The following is a 20,522-nucleotide window of genomic DNA, read 5'->3' on the forward strand; positions in this document are numbered from 1 at the left end:
CACGAGGTGAAGCTGATCGTCGACCTGATGTACGAGGGCGGCATCGCCAACATGCGCTACTCGATCAGCAACACCGCCGAATATGGCGACATCACCACCGGCCCGCGGATCATCACCGACGAGACCAAGGCCGAGATGCGCCGCGTGCTGGCCGATATCCAGGGCGGGCGGTTCGTCTCGAAGTTCGTGCTCGACAACCGCGCCGGCCAGCCCGAGCTCAAGGCGGCGCGCAAGCAGGCCGCCGCCCATCCGATCGAGCAGGTCGGCGCGCGGCTGAGGGCGATGATGCCATGGATCGGCGCCAACCGGCTGGTCGATACCGAGCGCAACTAGCCGACATGTCGCGGCGACGTCGACTAAGATAAGGGTAGATTGGGATAAGGGGGAGGCACGAAGGACACGATGGCGCCAGCTTCCCCCCGCCCACGCTGGTCGATCGTCCTCCCGTATTACAATGAGGAGGCGTTCATCGCCGGCACGCTGCGTTCCCTGCTGGCGATGCGCGGCAGGCCGGTCCGCCTGATCCTGGTCGACAACGGCTCCACCGATGCGACGGAGACGTTATGTCGCCGCATGCTGGACGATGCGCCCGGCATCGAGGTACGCTACCTCCTTGAGGAACAGCCGGGTCCGGTCCACGCGCTCCACGCCGGGTTCGCGGCCGTCGACACGCCGCTGGTGGCGTTCTGGAACGCCGACACGACCTATCCGCCCGACTATCTGGTCCGGGCGTCGGCACTGCTCGACCGGCCGGGGGTGGTCGCGGCGATGGCGGTGGGGCTGGACTCCCCTCCATCGTCCTGGCGCGGGCGCTGGTTGCGGTTCCGCAAGTTCGCGACCAGCCTGATCCTGGTCCGGCAGTCGCATACCGGCACGTTCGGCCAGTGTTTCCGCACCGACGCCTTGCGCGCGGCAGGCGGCCCCCGTTCGGACGACTGGCCCTGGGTGCTCGACGATCACGAGGTGATGCAGCGCGTCTTCAAGATCGGCCGCTCGCGCTACCATCCCGATTTCTGGTGCCGCCCCTCCGACCGGCGCGCGAGCAGCGCGCACGTCCGCTGGACGCTGTTCGAGCGGATCATGTACCATGCGACGCCGTTCCGGGCGAAGGACTGGTTCTTCCACAGCTTCCTGGGACCGCGGTTCCAGGCCCGCGGGATGGACAGCGCCAATCTGCGCGTGCGGTGCTGGGAGGATCGTGCCCCGCACGGTGGCGCGTGAGCGGAAACGACCGGGTTCTGCCTGAGCGTTTGACGGGAAGGCCCGCTCTGGCGCAGACAGGGGTCAGTACCATGGGAGACTGTCGATGCGCCTTGCCCCCTTTGCCTCCGCCGCCCTCGCCCTCCTCGCCGCGCCGCTGATCGCGCAGACCGCAGGGCCGCTGCCCGGCGCTCCGGACGTCGCCCGCGCCCATGCCGGAACGTACAAGGTCGATCCCGGCCACAGCCAGGTGGTGTTCACGCTCAATCATCTAGGTTTTACCGAATATACCGGCCAGTTCACCCAGCCCACGGGCTCGCTGACGCTCGATCCGGCCAACCCCGCCCGCGACGCCGTCGATGTGACCTTTCCGATCGACAAGGTGTCGACCACCGTCATCGCGCTCGACGAGCATCTGAAGAAGCCCGATTTCTTCGACGCCGCCCAGTTCCCGACCGGCCGTTTCGTCTCCACCCGCATCCGGATCACCGGCATGAACGCGGTGATCGACGGCAACCTGACGCTGAAGGGCGTGACCAAGCCGGTCACGTTGCAGGCGCACTTCATCGGCGCGGGCACGAACCCGCTCAGCAAGAAGCTGACCATCGGCTTCAAGGCGACGACGACCGTGACGCGCAGCCAGTTCGGCGTCAGCTATGGCCTGCCGATCGTGGCCGACAAGGTGGACCTGACGATCAACGCGGCGTTCGAAGCGGCCGCGTGACCTGACGGCCGGTCGGGACCGCGCCGCATGACGCGGCGTGGTCCCGAACCGTGCGACCGCCGGTCAGGCCGCGCGACCCAGCCGCATGAACCCGTCGAACGTGCCCCGCACATTGGGCGATGCGCCCGCGAGCAGCGGCGCGACCTGATGCAGCAGGCCTTCGTGCGTCCCGTCCGGGCCGCGTTCCGCCATCGCCCAAGGCCCGAACTCGCGTTCCGCGACGTCGCGACGCGACAGCACCACCACCGCGCGGTGGCGAGGATCGCGCCGGATGCGCTCGAACGCCGCCTCCACCGCGGGGTGCTCGCCCTCCAGCGCCTGGAGGAACCGGCGACCGTCGCAATAGAGCAAGCCGGTGATCCCCGCGCGCCCGTTGTTGCGCCGGGACGCGCGCAGGATGGCGGCCGTGTCCGGATCATCGACGACGGTGCTGATGTAGACGAGCTGAAGCATCGGATCTCTCCGTTCCACCCTGTCCTATGCCGAAGAAGTCAAAATGGGGTAAACCGCCCCTTAAAGACGTGATGACTCAATCCCTCGTCGTTGCGAGCGTAGCGAAGCAACCCAGAGCGTCACGCACGCGGCCCTGGATCGCCGCGTCGCTCCGCTCCTCGCAACGACGAGTAGAGGTGGTTGCATCGTGCTCCAATCCGCGCCCGGCGCGCAACTGGACAGGCCGGCACCGCTCGGGCAGAGGTTACGGCATGACCTCGCCGACGCTCCTCCGGCTGCGACTTATTCGCCCTTAGGCGGACCGATGGCGCGTGTGCGCCCGCCCGCCTAAGGGCTCTCCCCAGTCACCCGTCCCGTCCGCCGCGTCCCGCGAGGCCATTCGTCATGCTGTCCGATCCGTCCGCCAAATATCGCCCGTTCCCCGCCGTCGACCTGCCCGACCGGCAATGGCCGTCGCGCACGCTCGCCGCGCCGCCGCGCTGGCTGTCGACCGACCTTCGCGACGGCAATCAGGCGCTGATCGACCCGATGGATGCCGAGAAGAAGACCCGTTTCTTCGATCTGCTCGTGAAGGTCGGCCTGAAGGAGATCGAGGTCGGCTTCCCCAGCGCCGGCGCGACCGAGTTCGACTTCATCTCCGGCCTCGTACGCTCGGACCGCGTGCCCGACGACGTGACGATCCAGGTTCTCACCCAGTCGCGCCGCGACCTGATCGAGACGAGCTTCCGCAGCCTGGAGGGTGCGCCCACCGCCATCGTCCACCTCTACAACGCCGTCAGTCCCGCGTGGCGGCGGATCGTGTTCGGGATGACCCGCGCGCAGATCAAGGCCATAGCCGTCGAGGGCGCAAGCATCCTGCGCGATGAGGCGGGAAAGCGCCCCGGCACCGACTGGCGCTTCGAATACAGCCCGGAGACCTTCTCGACCGCGGAACCCGATTTCTCGGTCGAGGTCTGCGAGGCGGTCATGGACATATTGCGCCCGACGCCCGAACGTCCGCTGATCCTGAATCTGCCCGCCACCGTCGAGGCTGCGAGCCCGAACGTCTATGCCGATCAGATCGAATGGTTCGGTCGCCACATCCGCGACCGCGGGTTGGTGGTGATATCGCTCCACCCGCACAACGATCGTGGCACCGGCGTCGCGGCGGCGGAACTGGGCCTGATGGCGGGCGCCGACCGGCTGGAAGGCTGTCTGCTCGGCAACGGCGAGCGGACCGGCAACTGCGATTTGGTCACAGTGGCGCTCAACCTCTATACGCAGGGGGTCGCGCCGGGCCTCGACTTCTCGGACATCGATGCGGTCATCAACACCGTCACCTACTGCAATCAGCTGCCTGTCCACCCGCGTCATCCCTATGCCGGCGACCTCGTCTTCACCGCTTTTTCCGGCAGCCATCAGGACGCGATCCGCAAGGGTTTCGCGGCGCAGGCGGCGCGCAACGACGAGCTGTGGGAAGTACCCTATCTGCCGATCGACCCGGCCGACCTTGGCCGCAGCTATGAAGCGGTGATCCGCGTCAATTCGCAATCGGGCAAGGGCGGCGTCGCCTGGGTGATCGAGCAGGACCGCGGGTTGAAGCTTCCCAAGCGCCTCCAGGCGGACTTCAGCGGCCATGTCCAGGCGCTCGCCGACGAGGCGGGACGCGAGCTGGAGGCCGGTGACATCTGGGGCCGGTTCGAGGCGACCTACCTGCCGCAGCCCGCCGACCGTTTCGTCCTGCGCGATTATGAGGAGAGCGGCGCGGCCGGACAGCGACTGTTCGTCGGTCATGTGGCGGTGGACGGCGAGGAGCGGTCGATCGCGGGGCGCGGCAACGGGCTGATCTCGGGCGTCGTCGCCGCACTGGCCGAGGCGGGCGGGCCGCTGCTGGACGTCGTCGATTACAATGAACACGCGATCGGCCACGGTGCCGACGCGCAGGCGGCCGCCTATGTCGAGTGTCGCACGGCCGGGGGGCGGATGGTGTTCGGCGTGGGCCTGGACACCGACGTCGCCACCGCGAGCGTCCGCGCGGTGCTGAGCGCGGCGAACCGGGCGTAGCACGTCCGGGCGGCGCGGTGGTGGCGGGTGGACGGCATCGGCAAGCCGTCGAAGCTCGCGCTTGCGAACGCGAGGATCGGCCCCGTCGCTTCGCCGGCGTCGCATCGCCCGCGCAGCCGATGCGGTTCAGCCGCCGGCCTGCCTCCGCACCAGCTCGCACCCCACCATCGCGTCCGGATACACGTCGAGCTTCATGGACTGAACCCACACCTCGCACACCCGCGCGTCGGCCAGGCAAAGCGCGGCGACGGCCTCGCACAGCGTTTCCTGCAACGCGAAGCCCTGGCTGCCCGCGAGCGCGTGGATACCAGTGCGGACGAAGTCGTAGTCGACGACCGCATCGATCCTGTCCGGCGGCACCGCCTCATAGTCGCACGTCATCCGGACCGACACACGCACCCGCTGCGGCTCCGCCTCGTGCGGATGCACGCCGAGGCGGATGGCGACGGTCAGCGCGTCGAGCACCGTCGTGTACCGGCGGCTCACGGCCGGACTGCCCGGTCGCGGAACATGACGTCGCCGTCGCGGGCGAGGAAACGCTGGCCGTTGTCGACGAAGACGTTCTGGCCCGTGATCGCCGGGCAGCCGAGCAGGAAAGCGACCGTCCGGCCGATCTCCCCCACCGGCACGGGCCGGCGCAGCAGGTTCTCCGACGCGACGCTCGCGAACTCTTCCTGCGTCTGGTCCGCGCTCGGCAGCGTAAGCCCCGGAGAGACCGCATTGACGCGCAGCCGGGGCGCGAACGCCTGCGCCAGCATCGTCGTCGCTCCCTCAAGCGCCACCTTGGTCAACGTGTAGGACAGGAAGTCCGGGTTGAGGTTGGCGACCTTCTGGTCGAGGACGTTGACCACCGCGCCGTCCAGCAGGTCCTCCTGCGCCGCCATCGCCGCCACCAGCGCCAGCGGCGCGGCGAGGTTGACCGGAGCCAGCCTGGCGAGCAGCGCCGGATCGAATGACGTCGGATCGTCGAACTCGAATACCGAGGCGCAATTGACGAGCCCGTCGATCGGACCGCCCCCCATCGCCTCTCGCGCATCCGCAATCAGCCGCGCGCCGGCGCCGTCGTCCGCAAGATCGCCGGTCACGACGCCGGCCCGCCCCGGCCCGATCTCGCGCGCCAACGCCTCCGCCTCGTCGGGCGAGGCGTGGTGGTGGATCGCGACTTGATGTCCCTCCCCCGCCAAGACGCGGGCGACGACCGAGCCGATCCGGCGCGCGGCACCCGTGACCAGCACGGTACGCGTCCCTACTCCCGCCATGCCGGTCAGTAGCCCATCAGCGCGAGCACTTCCTTGCGGCTGCGATCGTCGTCGCGGAACACGCCCATCATCCGGCTGGTCACCATGCCGACGCCGGGGGTCTGGACGCCCCGCCCCGCCATGCAGGCGTGGGTAGCCTCGATCACCACCGCGACGCCGATCGGGTTCAGCCCGTTCCAGATGCAATCGGCCACCTCCGCGGTCAGCCGCTCCTGAACCTGCAGCCGCCGCGCGAAGCCGTGCAGCACCCGCGCCAGCTTCGAAATGCCCACGACGTGGTTGCGCGGCAGATAGGCGATGTGCGCCTTGCCGGTGATCGGCGCCATGTGATGCTCGCAATGCGACTGGAAAGGAATATCCTTCAGCAGGACGATCTCGTCATAGCCGCCCACCTCCTCGAACACGCGCCGCAGGTGCCGCGCGGGGTCGTCGGCATAGCCGGAGCAATATTCCCGCCACGCGCGCGCCACCCGCCTGGGCGTGTCCAGCAGACCTTCCCGGCCCGGATCGTCGCCAGCCCAGCGGATCAGCGTACGCAACGCCTCTTCGACATACGCCGGGACCACGGGCTTTCCGTCGGCGTCCAGATGGTCGTCTGCCGACGCTTCGTCGTTCATCTGTGATCCTTGCGTCGGACGGCTTCGGCATGACCTTAGCCAGCGTATCGGGAAGATGCCAGCGAGCCGCCTGCCGCCCGTGCCCCCTCGCCCATCCGATGTGGCGCAACCTTCTCCCGCTTCCCGCGCTTGAAGAGGCGAAGGAGAAGACGATGACCGATCTCAAGAAGGGCGACGCCGTGGAATGGCCGTCGCACGGCGGCACGGCGCACGGCAAGGTGGAGCGCAAGCAGACCAGCGACACCAAGATCAAGAGTCACGCCGTACATGCGAGCAAGGACGATCCCCAGTATATCGTCAAGAGCGACAAGGGTGGCGAGGCCGCGCACAAACCCGACGCGCTGAAGAAAACGTGACGCCAATGGCCGGTCATGACCAGCGACAATCCGGGGAGGACCTTCGATGCCAACGAAAACCAACGCCGGCGGCGCCAGGACGCAGGAGGCCAGGGGCACCGGCATTCATGCACCCGTCCTGCCCTCGCCCGAGCTTGGTGCGATCGTCGGCAACGACAAGCTGCCCCGCAGCAAGGTCATCAGCAAGGTCTGGGAATACATCAAGAAGAACGACCTGCAGAACGCTGAGAATAAGCGCGAGATCGTGGCCGACGACAATCTGAGGAAGGTATTCGGCAAGGACAGGGTGACGATGTTCGAGATGAACAAGTATATCTCGGCTCACCTGACGACCTGAACGCTCGATGCGGACCGTGTCGGCGCGTGACACCAACCGACCCGACCGATCGGTGTCACGCAGGACCAGTTAGGGATTCTTCAGACAGAGGCAGATCGCGTCGATAGCCGAACGGGTATCATCGATCGTCTTGACGCGGATACAGTCGACGCCCAGCGTCATCGCCGGATAATCGTTGCCGCCAGGGAAGATCGCATCGCCGATGAAGATCATCTCGTCGAGCGCGACGCCGCTGTGCCCGGCGAGCTTCTTCAACCCATACGCCTTGTCGACGCCCTCGCGCGTGATGTCGATCGAGGTCGCGCCGCCCATGTTGATAGCCAGCCCCGGCAGTCGCTCGCGCAGGTCGCCCTGGATCACCGTGCGCTTGGCGAAATCGGGATCCCAATGCTCCTTGGCGTCTAATGGCGCCTGTTGTCCGAGCGCGGAGAAGGTGATCTGGCTGCCGCGGTCCTCGATCCGCTCGCCCCATGTCTGCTCAGGCTTGAACCCCGTCGCCTCCAGCGAGGCATTGAAGGCGTCGATGATCTTCTTCTTCTGATCGTCGTCGAACAGCTCGGCATAGATCGCCTTCCACTCGCCCGCCACGTGCCGGTACAGTTTCGTGCCGGTGGCCGGCAGGATGAACAGCGCGTCGGTGTCGGCCGCGGTGGGCAGTTGCGAGATCACCTGCTTCTCAAACTGCGGCCAGTCGCCGCCGGAGATCACCGCCACCTTGGCCACCTGCATCAGCCGGGCGAGCTTTCCCGCCATGTCCTCGTCCAGCTTCTGCTTGGACAGCGCCAGCGTGCCGTCCATGTCGAACGCAATCAGCTTCTTCAAATCATCCCTCCCTGGACTCGGAGCCGCCCCGGCACGCCCAGCCGCGGCAGGATCAGCGTGTCGATCGCGTGCGCGACCCCATCGTCATCGTTGCTCGTGCTCACCGCGTCGGCGCGCGCCTTCACGTCCGGGGACGCCTGGCCCATCGCGATCGAGAAGCCGGCGCGGTCGAACATGGGCAGGTCGTTGTTCATGTCGCCGAGAACGGCGACCTGCGCCAGCGTCACGCCATGCGCGGCGGCCAGCGCCTCGATGCCGGTGCCCTTGTTGGCGGCAAGATCGGTGATGTCGCCATAATAGGTCTGCGACCGGGCGATCGTCGCCCGTTGCCCAAAGCGCGCCTGACCCTCGGCGACCAGCGCGCCGAGCATCGCCGCGTCATCGCTGACGAAGGTGAGCTTGTCGGTCTTGTCGTAGAGCGCGCTCATGTCGGAGAGAACGACCGGCTCCTGACTGGCGGCGATCCGCTCGTGCGCGACATGGGGATTGTCCAGCGTGTCGGCGTGCCATTGCCCTTCGGAGAACAGCCAGACCGACACCGGCCTGCCCGCCGCGAGTTCGAACATGCCGCGGACCACCTCGGCGGCGACCACATGCCGCTCCACCGTGCCGCCGTCGGGCGTGAAGATCGTGCCGCCGTTGAACGCGCCGACCGGTCCCTCGATGCCCAACGTCGTCACGAGCGGCAGCACGCCCGATGGCGGCCGCGCGCTGATGAGGGTGAACGCCGCGCCCGCTTCCCGCAGTCGCCGCACCGCGTCGACGGTGGCGGACGAAAGGCGCTTGTCGCGATCGACCAGCGTGCCGTCGACATCCGATATGACGAGCGCGATCCGCCCGTCGCTCACCACCGGACCTTCGCTTCGCCGAACGTCATTGCGGCATCTCGACATGGCCGCCGAACCCGTAGCGCATCGCCGACAGCACCTTGTCGCCGAACGTGTGGTCCACCCGGCTGCGATAGCGCGCGAACAGCGCGGCCGTCAGGACATAGGCAGGCACCGCCTCCTCCATCGCCGCGTCGACCGTCCAGTGACCCTCGCCCGAGTCGGCGACCTTGCCGGTGAATTGCTCCAGCATCTGATCCTTTGCAAAGGCGGCGGCGGTCAGGTCGAGCAGCCAGGACGAGATCACGCTGCCACGGCGCCACACCTCGGCAATGTCGGTGAGGTTCAGGTCGAACCGCTCGTCCTCGGGCAGCTTGTCCGACTTCTTGCCCTTCAGTATGTCAAAGCCTTCGGCATAGGCCTGCATCAGCCCGTATTCGATGCCGTTGTGGACCATCTTGACGAAATGGCCCGCCCCCGCCGGGCCGGCATGGATATAGCCCTGCTCCGCGCGCGGGTCCTCGCCCTCCTGCTCCATCCGGTCGGGGGTGCGCGGAATGCTGCCGACGCCCGGCGCGAGCGCCGCGAAGATCGGATCGAGATAGTCAACCGTGGCCTTGTCGCCGCCGATCATCATGCAATAGCCGCGTTCCAGCCCCCAGACGCCACCCGACGTGCCGACGTCGACATATTTGACGTTCTTGCCTGCCAGTGCCTTGGCCCGCCGTATATCGTCCTTGTAGAAGGTGTTGCCGCCGTCGATGATGATCTCGGTACCGCCCATCATTCCGGACAGTGCATCGATCGTCTGCTCGGTCGGGTCGCCGGCGGGCAGCATGACCCAGAAGATCTTGGGATCGTCGAGCTTGTCGTGCATGTCCTGCAGCGACGTCGCCGCCGTCATGCCCTCGCCGGCGAGCGTCTCCACCGCCTTTTCACCGTGATCGTACACCACCATCTCGTGGCCATGCCTGACGAGGCGGCGCGCGATGTTGGCGCCCATGCGGCCAAGGCCGATCATGCCGAGTTTCATGCAAATACTCCGGTTGTGATGCGACGGTCAGGCTGTCGCCGGCTGCTTGGCGGCGATCGAGCCCAGCAGGTCGTCGAACGCCTTTGCGAACGAGGCCACACCCTCCTCCACCAGCGCACCGGTGACGCCGCCAAGATCGAGGCCAAGCCGTTCGGCCTCCGCGAGCACATGGCGCGCATCGTCCACGCCCTGCGTCAGCGTGGACGCCGCCGTGCCATGGTCGCGAAACGCGTCCATCGTCTTGGGCGGCATGGTGTTGACCGTGTCCGGCCCGATCAGCTGGTCGATATAGAGCGTGTCGGGATAGTCGGGGTTCTTGACGGCGGTCGACGCCCATAGCAATCGCTGCGGCTGCGCGCCCTTGGCCGCAAGCGCCTGCCAGCGGTCCGATGCCATGAAATCCTGATACCAGGCATAGGCCAGCTTGGCGTTGGCGATCGCGACCTTGCCGCGCACCGCGCGCAGCGCGTCGGCCTCCGCATCGCCGTCCTTGAGCCGCTTGTCGATCACGTCGTCGATCTTGCCGTCGATCCGGCTGACGAAGAAGCTGGCGACGGAGGCGATCCGGTCGATCGGCTCGCCCGCCTTCACCCGCTCCTCCAGCCCCATCGCGTATGCATCGGCGACGCGCTTGTACGCGTCGAGCGAGAACAGCAGCGTCACGTTGACGTTGATCCCGGCGCGGATCGTCGCCGCGATCGCCGGGGCGCCCGCCAGCGTGCCCGGTATCTTTATCATCACGTTCGTCCGGTCGACCATCTTCCACAGCTTGGCCGCCTCCGCGATCGCCGCATCGGTGTCGTCGGCGATGTAGGGCGACACCTCCAGGCTGACGTAGCCGTCCTTGCCGTCCAGCTTCTCGTACACCGGGGCCAGCGTCTCGGCCGCGGCCTTTATGTCCTGCACCGCCAGGCTTTCGTACCGGTCCAGCGTCGCGGCCTCGGGATGCGCCTTGTCGTAGTCGGCTAGGCTCGCGTCATAGGCATCGCCATGCCCCATCGCCTTCTCGAAGATCGACGGGTTGGACGTGACGCCGGTCAGCCCGTCCTCCTCGACCAGCTTCTTCAGCCCGCCCGCCTCCAGGAACTTGCGGTCGACGAAGTCGAGCCACACCGCCTGGCCCAGGCCCTCCAGCTCGTTCAGCGCGCTCACTTGGCCTTCTCCATTACCTGTCGGGCGGTCTTGACGACGTTGTCGACCGTGAAGCCGAACTTCTCCTGCAGCTTCGCGATCGGGGCGGAGGCGCCGAACGTCCGCATCGCGATGATCTCGCCCTCGAAGCCGACATAGCGGTCCCAGCCGATCACCCCGCCCTGCTCGATCGCGACGCGCGCGCGGACCGAGGGGGGAAGGACGCTGTCCTTGTACGCCTGGTCCTGGAGCTCGTAGCGGTGCCACGATGGCATCGACACGACGCGTGCCCTGACGCCGTCCGAACTCAGCTTCTCCGCCGACTGGACCGCGAGGCCGAGCTCGGATCCGGTGGCGATAAGGATCACGTCGGGCACGCCGTCCTCGCCTCTATCGTCCTTCGTGACCACATACCCACCCTGGTGGAGGCCGGCGGCCGGTGCGTATTTCGCGCGGTCCAGCGTCGGCAGCGCCTGGCGCGAGAAGATCAGGCAGGTCGGCTGGTCCGACGCCTCCAGCGCCGCGACCCACGCCTCGCGCGTCTCGTTGGCGTCGCCCGGCCGGATCACGTCGAGGCCGGGGATGCCGCGCAACGCCGTCAGCTGCTCGATCGGCTGGTGGGTCGGACCGTCCTCGCCGACGCCGATCGAGTCATGGGTGAAGACGAAGATCGCCGGCACCTCCATGATCGCCGCCAGCCGGATCGGCGGGCGCATGTAGTCGGAAAACACCAGGAACGTGCCGGTGTAGGACCGCAGGTACGTCAGCGCCATGCCGTTCGCGATCGAGCCCATCGCATGTTCGCGAATGCCGAAATGGACATTGCGGCCACCATAGTTGGCGGCCTCCAGCGAGCCGGCTTCCTTGATGTCCGTCTTCGTGGACGGCGACAGGTCGGCGGAGCCGCCGATCAGATACGGGACCTTCGGCGCGATCGCGTTCAGCACCTTGCCCGACGCCTCGCGGCTGGCGATGCCCTTGGTATCCGCCTCGAACACCGGCAGGTCGTCGTCCCACCCGTCGGGCAGCTTGCCCTGCCGCATGTCCTTCAGCTGCTTCGCGAGGTCGGGGAACGCGTCCTCGTAGCGGGCGAACATCGCTTCCCACTCGTCGCGCAACGGCTTGCCGCGACCCTGGACCTGGTCCTGCACGTGCTGCTTCGCCTCGGGCGGAACGCGGAACTGCGCGTCCTCGGGCCAGCCATAGGCCTTCTTGGCGCCGGCGATCTCCTCCTCGCCCGGCGCGTCGGAATGCGCCTTGTGCGTGCCGGCGCGGGTGGGAAAGCCGATGCCGATCACCGACCGGACGAGGATGAACGTCGGCCGGTCGTTGGTCGCGCGGAACTCCTCGATCAGCGCCGCGAAGGTTTCGGTGTCTTCCGCATCCTCCAGCACCAGCGTCTTCCAGCCATAGCCGCGGAAGCGTTCGGCGACGTCCTCGTCGAACGCAAGGTCGGTGCCGCCCTCGATCGTGATGTGGTTGCTGTCGTAGATCCAGCACAGGTTGGCGAGCTTCAGATGCCCCGCGAACGACGCCGCCTCGCTGGCGACGCCCTCCATCATGTCGCCGTCCGAGCAGAAGACATAGGTGTCGTGGTCGAAGACGGCGAAGTCTGGCCGGTTGAAGTGCGCCGCGAGCCACCGCTCCGCAAGCGCCATGCCGACCGAATTGCCGCATCCCTGGCCGAGCGGCCCGGTGGTGGTCTCCACCCCGGTCGTCATCCGGTATTCGGGATGGCCGGGCGTCTTGGACGACAGCTGGCGGAACTGCTTGATGTCGTCGAGGCTGATGGCGGGCTTGCCCGTCGTGTTGCCGTCCGCGTCGATCTCCTCGATCCCGGCGAGATGGATCAGCGCATAGAGCAGTATAGACGCATGGCCGACCGACAGGACGAACCGGTCGCGGTTGGGCCAGTCGGGCGCGGTCGGATCATAGCGCAGGAACTTCGTCCACAGCGTCTCCGCGATCGGCGCCAGCGCCATGGCGGTGCCGGGATGGCCCGAATTGGCCTTCTGGACCGCGTCCATCGCCAGCGTGCGGATCGTGTCGATCGCCTGACGATCGAGCGGAGCGCCATCCTCGCGTACCCTGGCGTGGGACACATGGTCCATCGTGTCTGCGTCAGCCATCCGACCCGTACCTTCCTGATGTATTTCACCCGAACGAAGCGAACGCACGCTGGTTGCCTCAGGCCGGGCGTTCGATCCGGCTCACCACGCCGGCCGCGGCCACATAGGCGCAGTGGACCTGATCGAGGAACAGGCCATGGCCGACCAGCCCCGGGATCGCCTGCAACGCCGCCGCCAGCGCGCCCGGATCGGTCAGCGGCCCGAACCGGCAGTCGAGAACCAGATTGTCCTGGTCCGTCCGGTATCGTTCGCCCGCCGCCATCCGCAGCACCGGCACAGCTCCCAGCGCCGTCACCCGCCGCATGACGGAGGCGAGCGCGAAGGGAGCCACCTCCACGGGCAGCGGCGCCACCCCCAGCATGTCGACTCGCTTGGACCCGTCCGCGATCACCAGCATCCGCGTCGAGGCGGCGGCGACCACCTTCTCACGCAGCATCGCGCCGCCCGCACCCTTTATCGCCACCAGCCGGGGATCGATCTCGTCCGCCCCGTCGATCGTCAGGTCGACCGCCGCGGTATCGGCCATGTCGAGAAGCGCGATGCCAAGACGCTCCGCCTGCCGCGCGCTCGCCAGCGACGTCGCGACCGCGCGCAGCCTTGCCCCCCCAGCCACCAGCGCGCCGATCGCGTCGATCGCGTGGCGGGCGGTCGAGCCGGTGCCCAGGCCCAGGAGCATGCCGTCCTCCACCTCCGCCACCGCCGCGAGCGCCGCTAGACGCTTATCGTCCCCGGCGGCGGCGTCGAGCGGCGGACCGGCGGTCGGGTCGGTGCGGGACGTCATCGTGGCGTGCCATGATCCCAACCCGTACCACGCGCAAGCCCCGCGGGTGACATCCCGGCGCGCCGCTGCTACAAGTCGGGCCGCTAGGGATTAGCCGCCGGGACGATGGCGATCGTGGCCGGGACGTCCGCCATCTGTCGAGACCCCGCCCGATGACAACTGCCACCGCCGCGCGTCCCGATCATGCCGACGCCGGCCAGGCGAAGGCCCACCGGCTCGCCGCGCTCGCGGCGCTGGAACAGCCCGACGACGAGCGCGACACACGCTTCGACGACATCGTCGCGGCGGCGCGGGCGGTGTGCGAGATGCCGATCGCGCTCGTCTCGATCGTCGGCGAGCACCGCCAGGAGTTCCGGGCAAGGATCGGCATCGATGCGACGGGCAGCCACGTCGACACGTCGGTCTGCTCGCTCGCGATGGAGCGGCCGGGGGCGATCTTCCAGATCGAGGACCTCGCCGCCGACGAGCGGACCCGCGACTTCTCGCTGGTCACCGGGCCGCCGCACCTGCGCTTCTACGCGGGCTTTCCGATCGCGCTGGAGAACGGCGTGGTGCTCGGCACCGTATGCGTCGCCGATACCGCCGCGCGCTCCGGCGGACTGACCGGCGCGCAGGCGCTGACGCTGGAGGCGCTGGCGCGACAGGCGGCGCTGGAGATCGAGCGGTCCGCGCACCTGCGCCTGCCTGGCGGCATCCTGGCCGCGGCGAGCCTGGGCGCCTGGGACTGGGACCTCGCGCACGACCGCGTCACCGCGGATGCCGGCTTCGCCGCGCTCCATGGCGTCGCTCCGGCGCGGGCGGCGGCCGGCGCTCCGGTCGCGGAGTTCTTCGCGGGCATCCATGCCGACGACCTGTCGAGGGTCAGGGCCGCGGTTGCCCGCTCGATCGCCGATAACCTGCCCTTCGAGCAGGAGTACCGCCTCGTCCACGGCGGCGCGAAGCCGCGCTGGGTGATCGCGCAGGGCCGCACGGCCTGCGCGCCGGACGGCACGCCGGTCCGCCTCCAAGGCATCAGCTTCGACATCGACGAGCGCAAGCGCACCGAACTGCGTCTCGCCGCGCTGGTCGAGATCAACGACCGGCTGGCGCGGGTCACGGATCCCGCCGACGTGGCCTTTGCGGTGTCGGAGGTGCTCGGCCGCGTGCTCGACGCGACCCGCGTGGGCTACGGCCGCATCGACTCGCACGCCGAGACGATCGTGATCGAGAGCAACTGGCTCGCTCCGGGCCTCGACGCATGGCCCCCGCTGATCCGCTTTCGCGATTTCGGCTCGTTCATCGACGATCTGAAGCGCGGCGACGGTGTCGTGATCGACGACACGTCGACCGACCCGCGCACCACCGGCTTCGACAGGGCGTTCGCGGCGCTGTCCATCCGGTCGATCGTCAACCTGCCGATCATCGAGCATGGTGCGTTCGTGGCCCTGTTGTTCATCAACGACTCGGTCGCGCGCCACTGGACGGAGGCGGAGGTGTCGTTCGTGCGCGACGTCGCCGAGCGGACGCGCGACGCGGTCGAGCGCCGGCGCGCCGAGTTCGACCTCGCCGCCCTCACCGCCTCGCTGGAGCAGCAGGTGGAGGCGCGGACCGCCGCGCTGATGCTCGCCGAGGAACAGCTGCGCCAGGCGCACAAGATGGAGGCCGTGGGCCAGCTCACCGGCGGTCTGGCGCACGATTTCAACAATCTGCTCGCCGGCATCTCGGGTGCGCTGGAGATGATGCAGGTCCGCGTCAGCCAGGGGCGGATCGGCGATCTCGACCGCTATCTCACCGCAGCGCAGGGCGCGGCGCGGCGCGCGGCGGCGCTGACGCACCGGCTGCTCGCCTTCTCGCGGCGCCAGACGCTCGATCCCAAACCGACCGACGTCAACCGGCTGATCCTGGGGATGGAGGAACTGGTCCGCCGCACCGTCGGCCCGGCGATCGCGCTGGAGGTGGTGGGGACGGCAGGGGCGTGGCCCGCGCTGGTCGATCCCAACCAGCTGGAGAACGCGCTGCTGAACCTGTGCATCAACGCGCGCGACGCCATGCCCGATGGTGGCCGGATCACGATCGAGACCGCGAACAAGTGGCTGGACGAACGCGCCGCGCGCGAGCGCGACCTGCCGCCGGGCCAGTATCTGTCGATGTCCGTGTCCGACACCGGTGCCGGCATGCCGCCGGAGGTTCAGGCGCGCGCCTTCGACCCCTTCTACACCACCAAGCCGATGGGCGAGGGCACGGGGCTGGGCCTGTCGATGATCTACGGCTTCGCGCGCCAGTCCGGCGGGCAGGTGCGGATCTATTCGGAGGTGGGCGCGGGCACGACGTTGTGCATCTATCTGCCGCGCCACTATGGCGAGGGCGACGCCCCGGTCGAGGAACATGGGACGGGGCTGGACCGGATCGGCACCGCCGACGGATCGCGCGTGGTGCTGGTGGTCGACGACGAGCCGATGATCCGGATGCTGGTGGTCGAGGTGCTGGAGGAACTGGGCTATGCCACGCTGGAGGCGGGCGACGGCGCGGCGGCGCTCCGCATCCTCCAGTCGGGTACGCGGATCGACCTGCTCGTCACCGACGTCGGCCTGCCGGGCCAGATGAACGGGCGTCAGGTGGCGGACGCGGCGCAGACGCTGATCGCGGGCCTGAAGGTGCTGTTCATCACGGGCTATGCCGAGAACGCGGTGATCGGCAGCGGCCAGCTCGCGCCCGGCATGGCGCTGGTCACCAAGCCGTTCGCGATCGACGTGCTCGCGTCGCGCGTGGGCGAGCTGCTGGGCTGACGGGTCGCTGCGGCGACTTGGCAGTCCCGCCTGCGCCTGTATGCCGGTGGCATGACCTTCAGGAGCCAGAGACGATGCGAACCACGATGCTGATGTCCGCGCTGGCGCTGGTCGCCGGTCCCGCCTTCGCGCAGGCCGTCCCGCCGACGGCAGGACCGATGTCCACGACAGGGCCGATGGCCGCGGGCCAGCTCCCCTGCCCCACGCCCGCCGCGCTGCCGCCCGAACTCGCCGGCTGGACCGCGGCGGTACCCGTCAAGGCGGCGGTCTCCGGCGAGCCGGCGACTGCGACGATCGAGCCGGGACGCGGCGTGCGCGCCACGCTCTCGCCCGTCGACCAGCTGCGCTATCCCGTGGCGCCGGGCCACGCCGGCGAGCCGGGTACGACGGGCGGGCTGCTGGCGTTCGCAGTGAGCCGCGCGGGAACGTACCGCGTCGCACTGGGTGCCGGTGCGTGGATCGACGTGGTGCGCGACGGCCGGGCGCTCGTATCGATCGCGCACGGCCGTGGACCCGCGTGCAGCCCCATCCGCAAGACCGTGGACTTCACGCTCGCGCCCGGACGCTATCTGCTGGAGGTATCGGGCAACGCCACGCCGGTGCTGGCGCTGATGATCGCACCCATCGCATCCTGATCGGGTTGCCGGTCCGCGCCGTTGCGCGGACCGGGCATGGCGGTCAGGCCTTGGTCGCCGGACGCGGGTCGCGACGCTCGGCGATGCGAGCGGACTTGCCGGTGCGGCCGCGCAGGTAATACAGCTTGGCGCGACGCACGACACCGCGACGGACGACGTCGATCGAGTCGATGTTGGGCGAATACAGCGGGAACACGCGCTCCACGCCCTCGCCGAAGCTGATCTTGCGCACGGTGAAGCTGCTGCCCATGCCCTTGTTCGAGCGCGCGATGCACACGCCCTCATAGGACTGCACGCGCGACCGCTCACCCTCCACCACCTTCACGCCGACCTTCAGCGTATCGCCGGCCCGGAACTCGGGGATCGCGCGCTTCTGCGTCAGCTTGGCGATCTGCTCGGCTTCGAGCGTCTGGATCAGGTTCATGTCGTCTCGTCCTTGTCGCGCCGCGCGCCAGAGGGCGATCGGACCCGAGCGCCCTCGTGACGCTCCCACAGGTCCGGCCGCCGTAGCCGTGTGTCGGTCTCGGCGGTGGCCTGCCGCCACGCCGCGATCCTCGCATGATCCCCCGATCGCAGCACCTGCGGGATCGTGCGCCCTTCCCATTCGACGGGTCGGGTATAATGCGGGTATTCGAGCAGCCCCGTCTCGAAGCTCTCGTCGTCCCCGCTTGAAGCCGCGCCCATTACGCCGGGCAGCAGCCGGACGCAAGCATCCAGCAGCACCAGCGCCGCCGCCTCGCCGCCCGACAGTATGTAGTCGCCGATGGAGACCTGCTCGATCCGCCTCGCCTCGAACAATCGTTCGTCGAAGCCTTCGAACCGGCCGCACAGGACGATCGCGCCCGCTCCGGCCGCGATCCCGCGCACGCGCGCCTGGGTCAGCGGCGTTCCGCGCGGCGTCATGGCGAGCACGGGGCGACCGTCCGCCACCGCGTCCAGCGCCGCGGCGGTGACGTCGGCGCGCAGCACCATGCCTGCACCACCGCCGGCGGGCGTGCCGTCGACCGTGTGGTGCCGGTCGGTGGCCGACGCGCGGATGTCGACCGGCTCGCACGACCACCGCCCCTCGTCCAGCGCGCGCCCGGCTAGCGACAGCCCGAGCGGCCCCGGAAACATCGCCGGATACAGCGTCAGGATCGTGGCGCGGAACGTCATGGCTTCTTCTGTTTGGCGGGCGGCGACGACGCAAGCGGAACGATTCGCCGCCGCCCGGCTTGAAAGCGCGATGCACGACAGTGACACGATCGACTGCCTGGTGGTGGGCGCCGGCCCGGGGGGGCTGACCGCGTCGATCTATCTTGCGCGTTTCCTGCTGTCCGTGCGGATCGTGGATGCGGGCAAGAGCCGGGCCGCGTGGATTCCGCGCACGCGTAACCACGCGGGCTATCCCGGCGGCATCCCCGGCACCGAGCTGCTGGCCCGGATGCGCGAGCAGGCGGGCGAGTTCGGCGTGGCCGTCACCCAGGGCCTGGTAGAGACGCTCGCCCGCGACAAGGATGGAAACGGGGGCGAGCTGTTCATCGCTTCGGTGGCCGGAGAGACGATCCGCGCGCGCACCGTGCTGCTGGCGACGGGCGTGGTCAACAACCGGCCGGCGGTGTCGCCCGACGTGCATGACGCGGCGCTCGCCCGCGGCCTGCTGCGCTATTGCCCGATCTGCGACGGGTATGAGGTGACGGACAGGGCGGTGGGCGTGATCGGCACGCACGAGCACGGGATGAACGAGGCCGTGTTCCTCCGCATGTATACCCCGGACGTCACGCTGATCTCTCCGCACGCGGAGCACGAGCTGGACGAGGGGCAGCGGGCGCGGCTCGCGGACCTGGGCATCGGGGTCGTCGACGGCCCGTGCCGGCCGCTGCGCATCGACGGCGATCGCATCGTCGTGCCCGTGCCCGGCGGCGACCTGCGGTTCGACAGCGTCTATCCCGCGCTCGGGTCGGTCATCCGGTCGGAGCTGGCGGTGGCGCTGGGCGCGGAGGCGACCGACGACGGCTGTCTGGCGATCGACGACCACCAGCGCACCGGCATCCCCGGCCTGTACGCGGCCGGCGACGTGGCGCGCGGACTCGACCAGATCAGCCACGCGATGGGACAGGCGGGCGTGGCGGCGACGACGATACGCAACGATCTGGCGCAGGCGCGGGTGCTGGCACGATAGGCCTTGGCCGCAAGGTCGCTTGCGTTGGTCCGGGAGGGGGTCCGGGAGAGGGGTTCGGGATGACGTTTCGCGATGGCGGCTTGCCTTACCGAGCAACCGGCGCATACTGACAGCAGGCCGACGCGGAGTCTGGCGGACAGGGGAGTTACTGATGGCACGGTCGGCGGTGAAGCGCGGCGAGCAGGAGACTGCGGCGGCGGAGAAGAAGGTCAAGACCACGGGCAAGGCCGCAGGTGGCGCGCGAGGCGGCATCACCGCCCCGGTGACTCCTTCCGCCGAGCTGGCCGAGATCGTCGGCAAGGACGACCTGCCGCGCAGCGAGGTCGTCAAGAAGGTATGGGACTACATCAAGGCGAACGACCTGCAGGATGCCAAGGACAGGCGCCAGATCAACGCCGACGACAAGCTCGAGAAGGTGTTCGGGAAGAAGTCGGCCAGCATGTTCGAGATGAACAAGCACCTAAGCGCGCATCTCGCCGCCAAGAAGGACTGATCGACCCTTGCGGCCGGGCATGCAGCCCGCCCGGTAGCGATCCCGATCGATGACACATCCTCCCGCCGGCCGGCCCGCGGGAGGAACTTCGACGGGCGAAGCGGTATGCGACGATGTCTGTCGGGCGTCGGCCATCGGACTATCGGGCATGGACACGCCTGTTTAGCGCCGGCCACGACCGGATCGTGCTACGGCCGCGTCATGGCAACCACTCGCTCCATCGCGAATGCCGGCCCGGCCGCAGGCATCGTCTCCGGTCGGCCCGCCTTCACGCCCCCTTATCCGCCGCGGTCCCGCGACTGGGCGCCGGTCTGGACGGCGTTCGTGGGGCCGCGCGCGAACAACAGCATCCATGGCTGGCCGGACGATGCGTTCCGCTCGTTCTCGAAGACCCGCCGGGTGTTCGGCTATACCGTGCATGTCGTGTCCGACCCCGATGCGATCGGTCGCGTGCTCCTCGACAACAAGGCGAACTACGAGCGGCCGGCGGTCGTGCGGCGGCTCCTGTCGCGCGTGCTGGGGCGTGGCCTGTTCAACGCCGAGGGTGAGGCGTGGCGCGACCAGCGGCGGATCGTCGCACCCACGTTCGCGCCGGCGGCGGTGGCGCGTCTCGCCGCCGACATCGCCGCGGTCACGCGCGATCGGGTCGGCCGCTGGCCCGCGGCGACGCGCCGGATCGACATGGCGCAGGAGGCGACCGCGACGACGATGGCGATCATCGCCGCCACGCTGTTCTCCGGCGACCGGAGGCTGACC

Annotated in this window: 22 protein-coding genes and 1 pseudogene; 11 read left to right on the forward strand and 12 right to left on the reverse strand. The window is 68.8% G+C overall.

Translation table 11 applies throughout. The annotated features are described in order from the left end of the window. The 3 genes and pseudogenes from HUV01_RS02250 to HUV01_RS02260 all read left to right on the forward strand — a co-directional run. Nucleotides 1-333, forward strand: a pseudogene (locus HUV01_RS02250) (ketol-acid reductoisomerase); the annotation flags it as partial. Nucleotides 334-402: 69 nt separating this feature from the next. Next, nucleotides 403-1,221, forward strand: coding sequence for a glycosyltransferase family 2 protein (locus HUV01_RS02255; RefSeq protein WP_174296702.1), 819 nt, complete (start codon nt 403-405; stop codon nt 1,219-1,221). 85 nt (nt 1,222-1,306) lie between these two features. Continuing rightward, a complete protein-coding gene (locus HUV01_RS02260; protein ID WP_174296703.1) occupies nt 1,307-1,924 on the forward strand; it encodes a YceI family protein in 618 nt (205 codons plus the stop codon). Nucleotides 1,925-1,987: 63 nt separating this feature from the next. On the opposite strand, the gene HUV01_RS02265 is transcribed toward HUV01_RS02260, so the two are convergent. Further along, nucleotides 1,988-2,377: a BLUF domain-containing protein gene (locus HUV01_RS02265; RefSeq protein WP_174296704.1), complete on the reverse strand. Its 390-nt coding sequence runs from the start codon at nt 2,375-2,377 to the stop codon at nt 1,988-1,990. Between the two features lie 384 nt (nt 2,378-2,761). On the opposite strand from HUV01_RS02265, the gene leuA reads away from it, so the two are divergent. Next, entirely contained in the window at nt 2,762-4,420 is a 1,659-nt protein-coding gene (leuA, locus tag HUV01_RS02270; RefSeq protein ID WP_174296705.1) for a 2-isopropylmalate synthase, read from the forward strand. Nucleotides 4,421-4,546: 126 nt separating this feature from the next. On the opposite strand, the gene HUV01_RS02275 is transcribed toward leuA, so the two are convergent. From HUV01_RS02275 to folE, 3 genes are read right to left on the reverse strand one after another with little or no spacing between them, the layout of a single operon-like run. After that, nucleotides 4,547-4,885 carry a dihydroneopterin aldolase gene (locus tag HUV01_RS02275; protein WP_254606317.1) on the reverse strand — a complete coding sequence of 113 codons (339 nt, stop codon included), beginning with the start codon at nt 4,883-4,885 and terminating at the stop codon, nt 4,547-4,549. Between the two features lie 17 nt (nt 4,886-4,902). Then, entirely contained in the window at nt 4,903-5,679 is a 777-nt protein-coding gene (locus HUV01_RS02280) for an SDR family oxidoreductase (RefSeq protein WP_174296707.1), read from the reverse strand. A gap of 5 nt (nt 5,680-5,684) precedes the next feature. Continuing rightward, nucleotides 5,685-6,296 (reverse strand): GTP cyclohydrolase I FolE, encoded by a 612-nt coding sequence (gene folE / locus HUV01_RS02285; RefSeq protein ID WP_174296708.1) that lies wholly within the window; start codon nt 6,294-6,296, stop codon nt 5,685-5,687. Nucleotides 6,297-6,448: 152 nt separating this feature from the next. On the opposite strand from folE, the gene HUV01_RS02290 reads away from it, so the two are divergent. Both HUV01_RS02290 and HUV01_RS02295 read left to right on the forward strand, forming a co-directional pair. After that, nucleotides 6,449-6,652: a DUF2945 domain-containing protein gene (locus HUV01_RS02290; protein WP_174296709.1), complete on the forward strand. Its 204-nt coding sequence runs from the start codon at nt 6,449-6,451 to the stop codon at nt 6,650-6,652. A 46-nt stretch (nt 6,653-6,698) separates the two neighbouring features. Continuing rightward, nucleotides 6,699-6,989 (forward strand): SWIB/MDM2 domain-containing protein, encoded by a 291-nt coding sequence (locus tag HUV01_RS02295; protein WP_174296710.1) that lies wholly within the window; start codon nt 6,699-6,701, stop codon nt 6,987-6,989. Nucleotides 6,990-7,058: 69 nt separating this feature from the next. Here HUV01_RS02295 and HUV01_RS02300 read toward each other — a convergent pair whose 3' ends face one another. Genes HUV01_RS02300 through rpiA form a run of 6 tightly spaced genes read right to left on the reverse strand, consistent with a single transcriptional unit; the run spans nt 7,059 to nt 13,712 of the window. Next, nucleotides 7,059-7,811: an HAD-IIB family hydrolase gene (locus HUV01_RS02300; protein ID WP_174296711.1), complete on the reverse strand. Its 753-nt coding sequence runs from the start codon at nt 7,809-7,811 to the stop codon at nt 7,059-7,061. After that, a complete protein-coding gene (locus tag HUV01_RS02305; RefSeq protein ID WP_254606318.1) occupies nt 7,808-8,659 on the reverse strand; it encodes a Cof-type HAD-IIB family hydrolase in 852 nt (283 codons plus the stop codon). The genes HUV01_RS02300 and HUV01_RS02305 overlap by 4 nt, the downstream gene beginning before the upstream one ends. 25 nt (nt 8,660-8,684) lie before the next feature. Further along, on the reverse strand, nt 8,685-9,671 hold the full coding sequence (gnd, locus tag HUV01_RS02310; protein ID WP_174296713.1) for a phosphogluconate dehydrogenase (NAD(+)-dependent, decarboxylating): 987 nt from the start codon (nt 9,669-9,671) through the stop codon (nt 8,685-8,687). Nucleotides 9,672-9,698: 27 nt separating this feature from the next. Further along, complete coding sequence (gene tal, locus HUV01_RS02315) at nt 9,699-10,823, reverse strand: transaldolase (protein WP_174296714.1); 1,125 nt, start codon at nt 10,821-10,823, stop codon at nt 9,699-9,701. Further along, a complete protein-coding gene (gene tkt / locus HUV01_RS02320) occupies nt 10,820-12,931 on the reverse strand; it encodes a transketolase (RefSeq protein WP_174296715.1) in 2,112 nt (703 codons plus the stop codon). Before tkt ends, tal begins: the two co-directional genes overlap by 4 nt. Before the next feature lie 58 nt (nt 12,932-12,989). After that, nucleotides 12,990-13,712, reverse strand: a complete 723-nt coding sequence (rpiA, locus tag HUV01_RS02325; RefSeq protein ID WP_174296716.1) for a ribose-5-phosphate isomerase RpiA — start codon at nt 13,710-13,712, stop codon at nt 12,990-12,992. A gap of 152 nt (nt 13,713-13,864) precedes the next feature. On the opposite strand from rpiA, the gene HUV01_RS02330 reads away from it, so the two are divergent. Together HUV01_RS02330 and HUV01_RS02335 are read left to right on the forward strand one after the other, a co-directional pair. Continuing rightward, nucleotides 13,865-16,477, forward strand: a complete 2,613-nt coding sequence (locus HUV01_RS02330) for an ATP-binding protein (protein WP_174296717.1) — start codon at nt 13,865-13,867, stop codon at nt 16,475-16,477. Between the two features lie 74 nt (nt 16,478-16,551). Next, nucleotides 16,552-17,112 carry a homogentisate 1,2-dioxygenase gene (locus HUV01_RS02335; protein WP_174296718.1) on the forward strand — a complete coding sequence of 187 codons (561 nt, stop codon included), beginning with the start codon at nt 16,552-16,554 and terminating at the stop codon, nt 17,110-17,112. A gap of 43 nt (nt 17,113-17,155) precedes the next feature. On the opposite strand, the gene rplS is transcribed toward HUV01_RS02335, so the two are convergent. Together rplS and trmD are read right to left on the reverse strand one after the other, a co-directional pair. Further along, entirely contained in the window at nt 17,156-17,536 is a 381-nt protein-coding gene (gene rplS, locus HUV01_RS02340) for a 50S ribosomal protein L19 (protein WP_174296719.1), read from the reverse strand. After that, on the reverse strand, nt 17,533-18,267 hold the full coding sequence (trmD, locus tag HUV01_RS02345) for a tRNA (guanosine(37)-N1)-methyltransferase TrmD (RefSeq protein ID WP_174296720.1): 735 nt from the start codon (nt 18,265-18,267) through the stop codon (nt 17,533-17,535). Before trmD ends, rplS begins: the two co-directional genes overlap by 4 nt. 70 nt (nt 18,268-18,337) lie before the next feature. On the opposite strand from trmD, the gene HUV01_RS02350 reads away from it, so the two are divergent. From HUV01_RS02350 to HUV01_RS02360, 3 genes are all read left to right on the forward strand, one after another. Continuing rightward, complete coding sequence (locus HUV01_RS02350; RefSeq protein WP_174296721.1) at nt 18,338-19,273, forward strand: NAD(P)/FAD-dependent oxidoreductase; 936 nt, start codon at nt 18,338-18,340, stop codon at nt 19,271-19,273. A 151-nt stretch (nt 19,274-19,424) separates the two neighbouring features. Beyond that, nucleotides 19,425-19,766 carry an SWIB/MDM2 domain-containing protein gene (locus HUV01_RS02355; RefSeq protein WP_174296722.1) on the forward strand — a complete coding sequence of 114 codons (342 nt, stop codon included), beginning with the start codon at nt 19,425-19,427 and terminating at the stop codon, nt 19,764-19,766. 201 nt (nt 19,767-19,967) lie between these two features. Continuing rightward, on the forward strand, nt 19,968-20,522 hold a 555-nt coding region (locus HUV01_RS02360; protein WP_174296723.1), incomplete at its 3' end, for a cytochrome P450.

Source organism: Sphingomonas bacterium, assembly GCF_903643035.1.
Taxonomy (GTDB): domain Bacteria; phylum Pseudomonadota; class Alphaproteobacteria; order Sphingomonadales; family Sphingomonadaceae; genus Sphingomonas.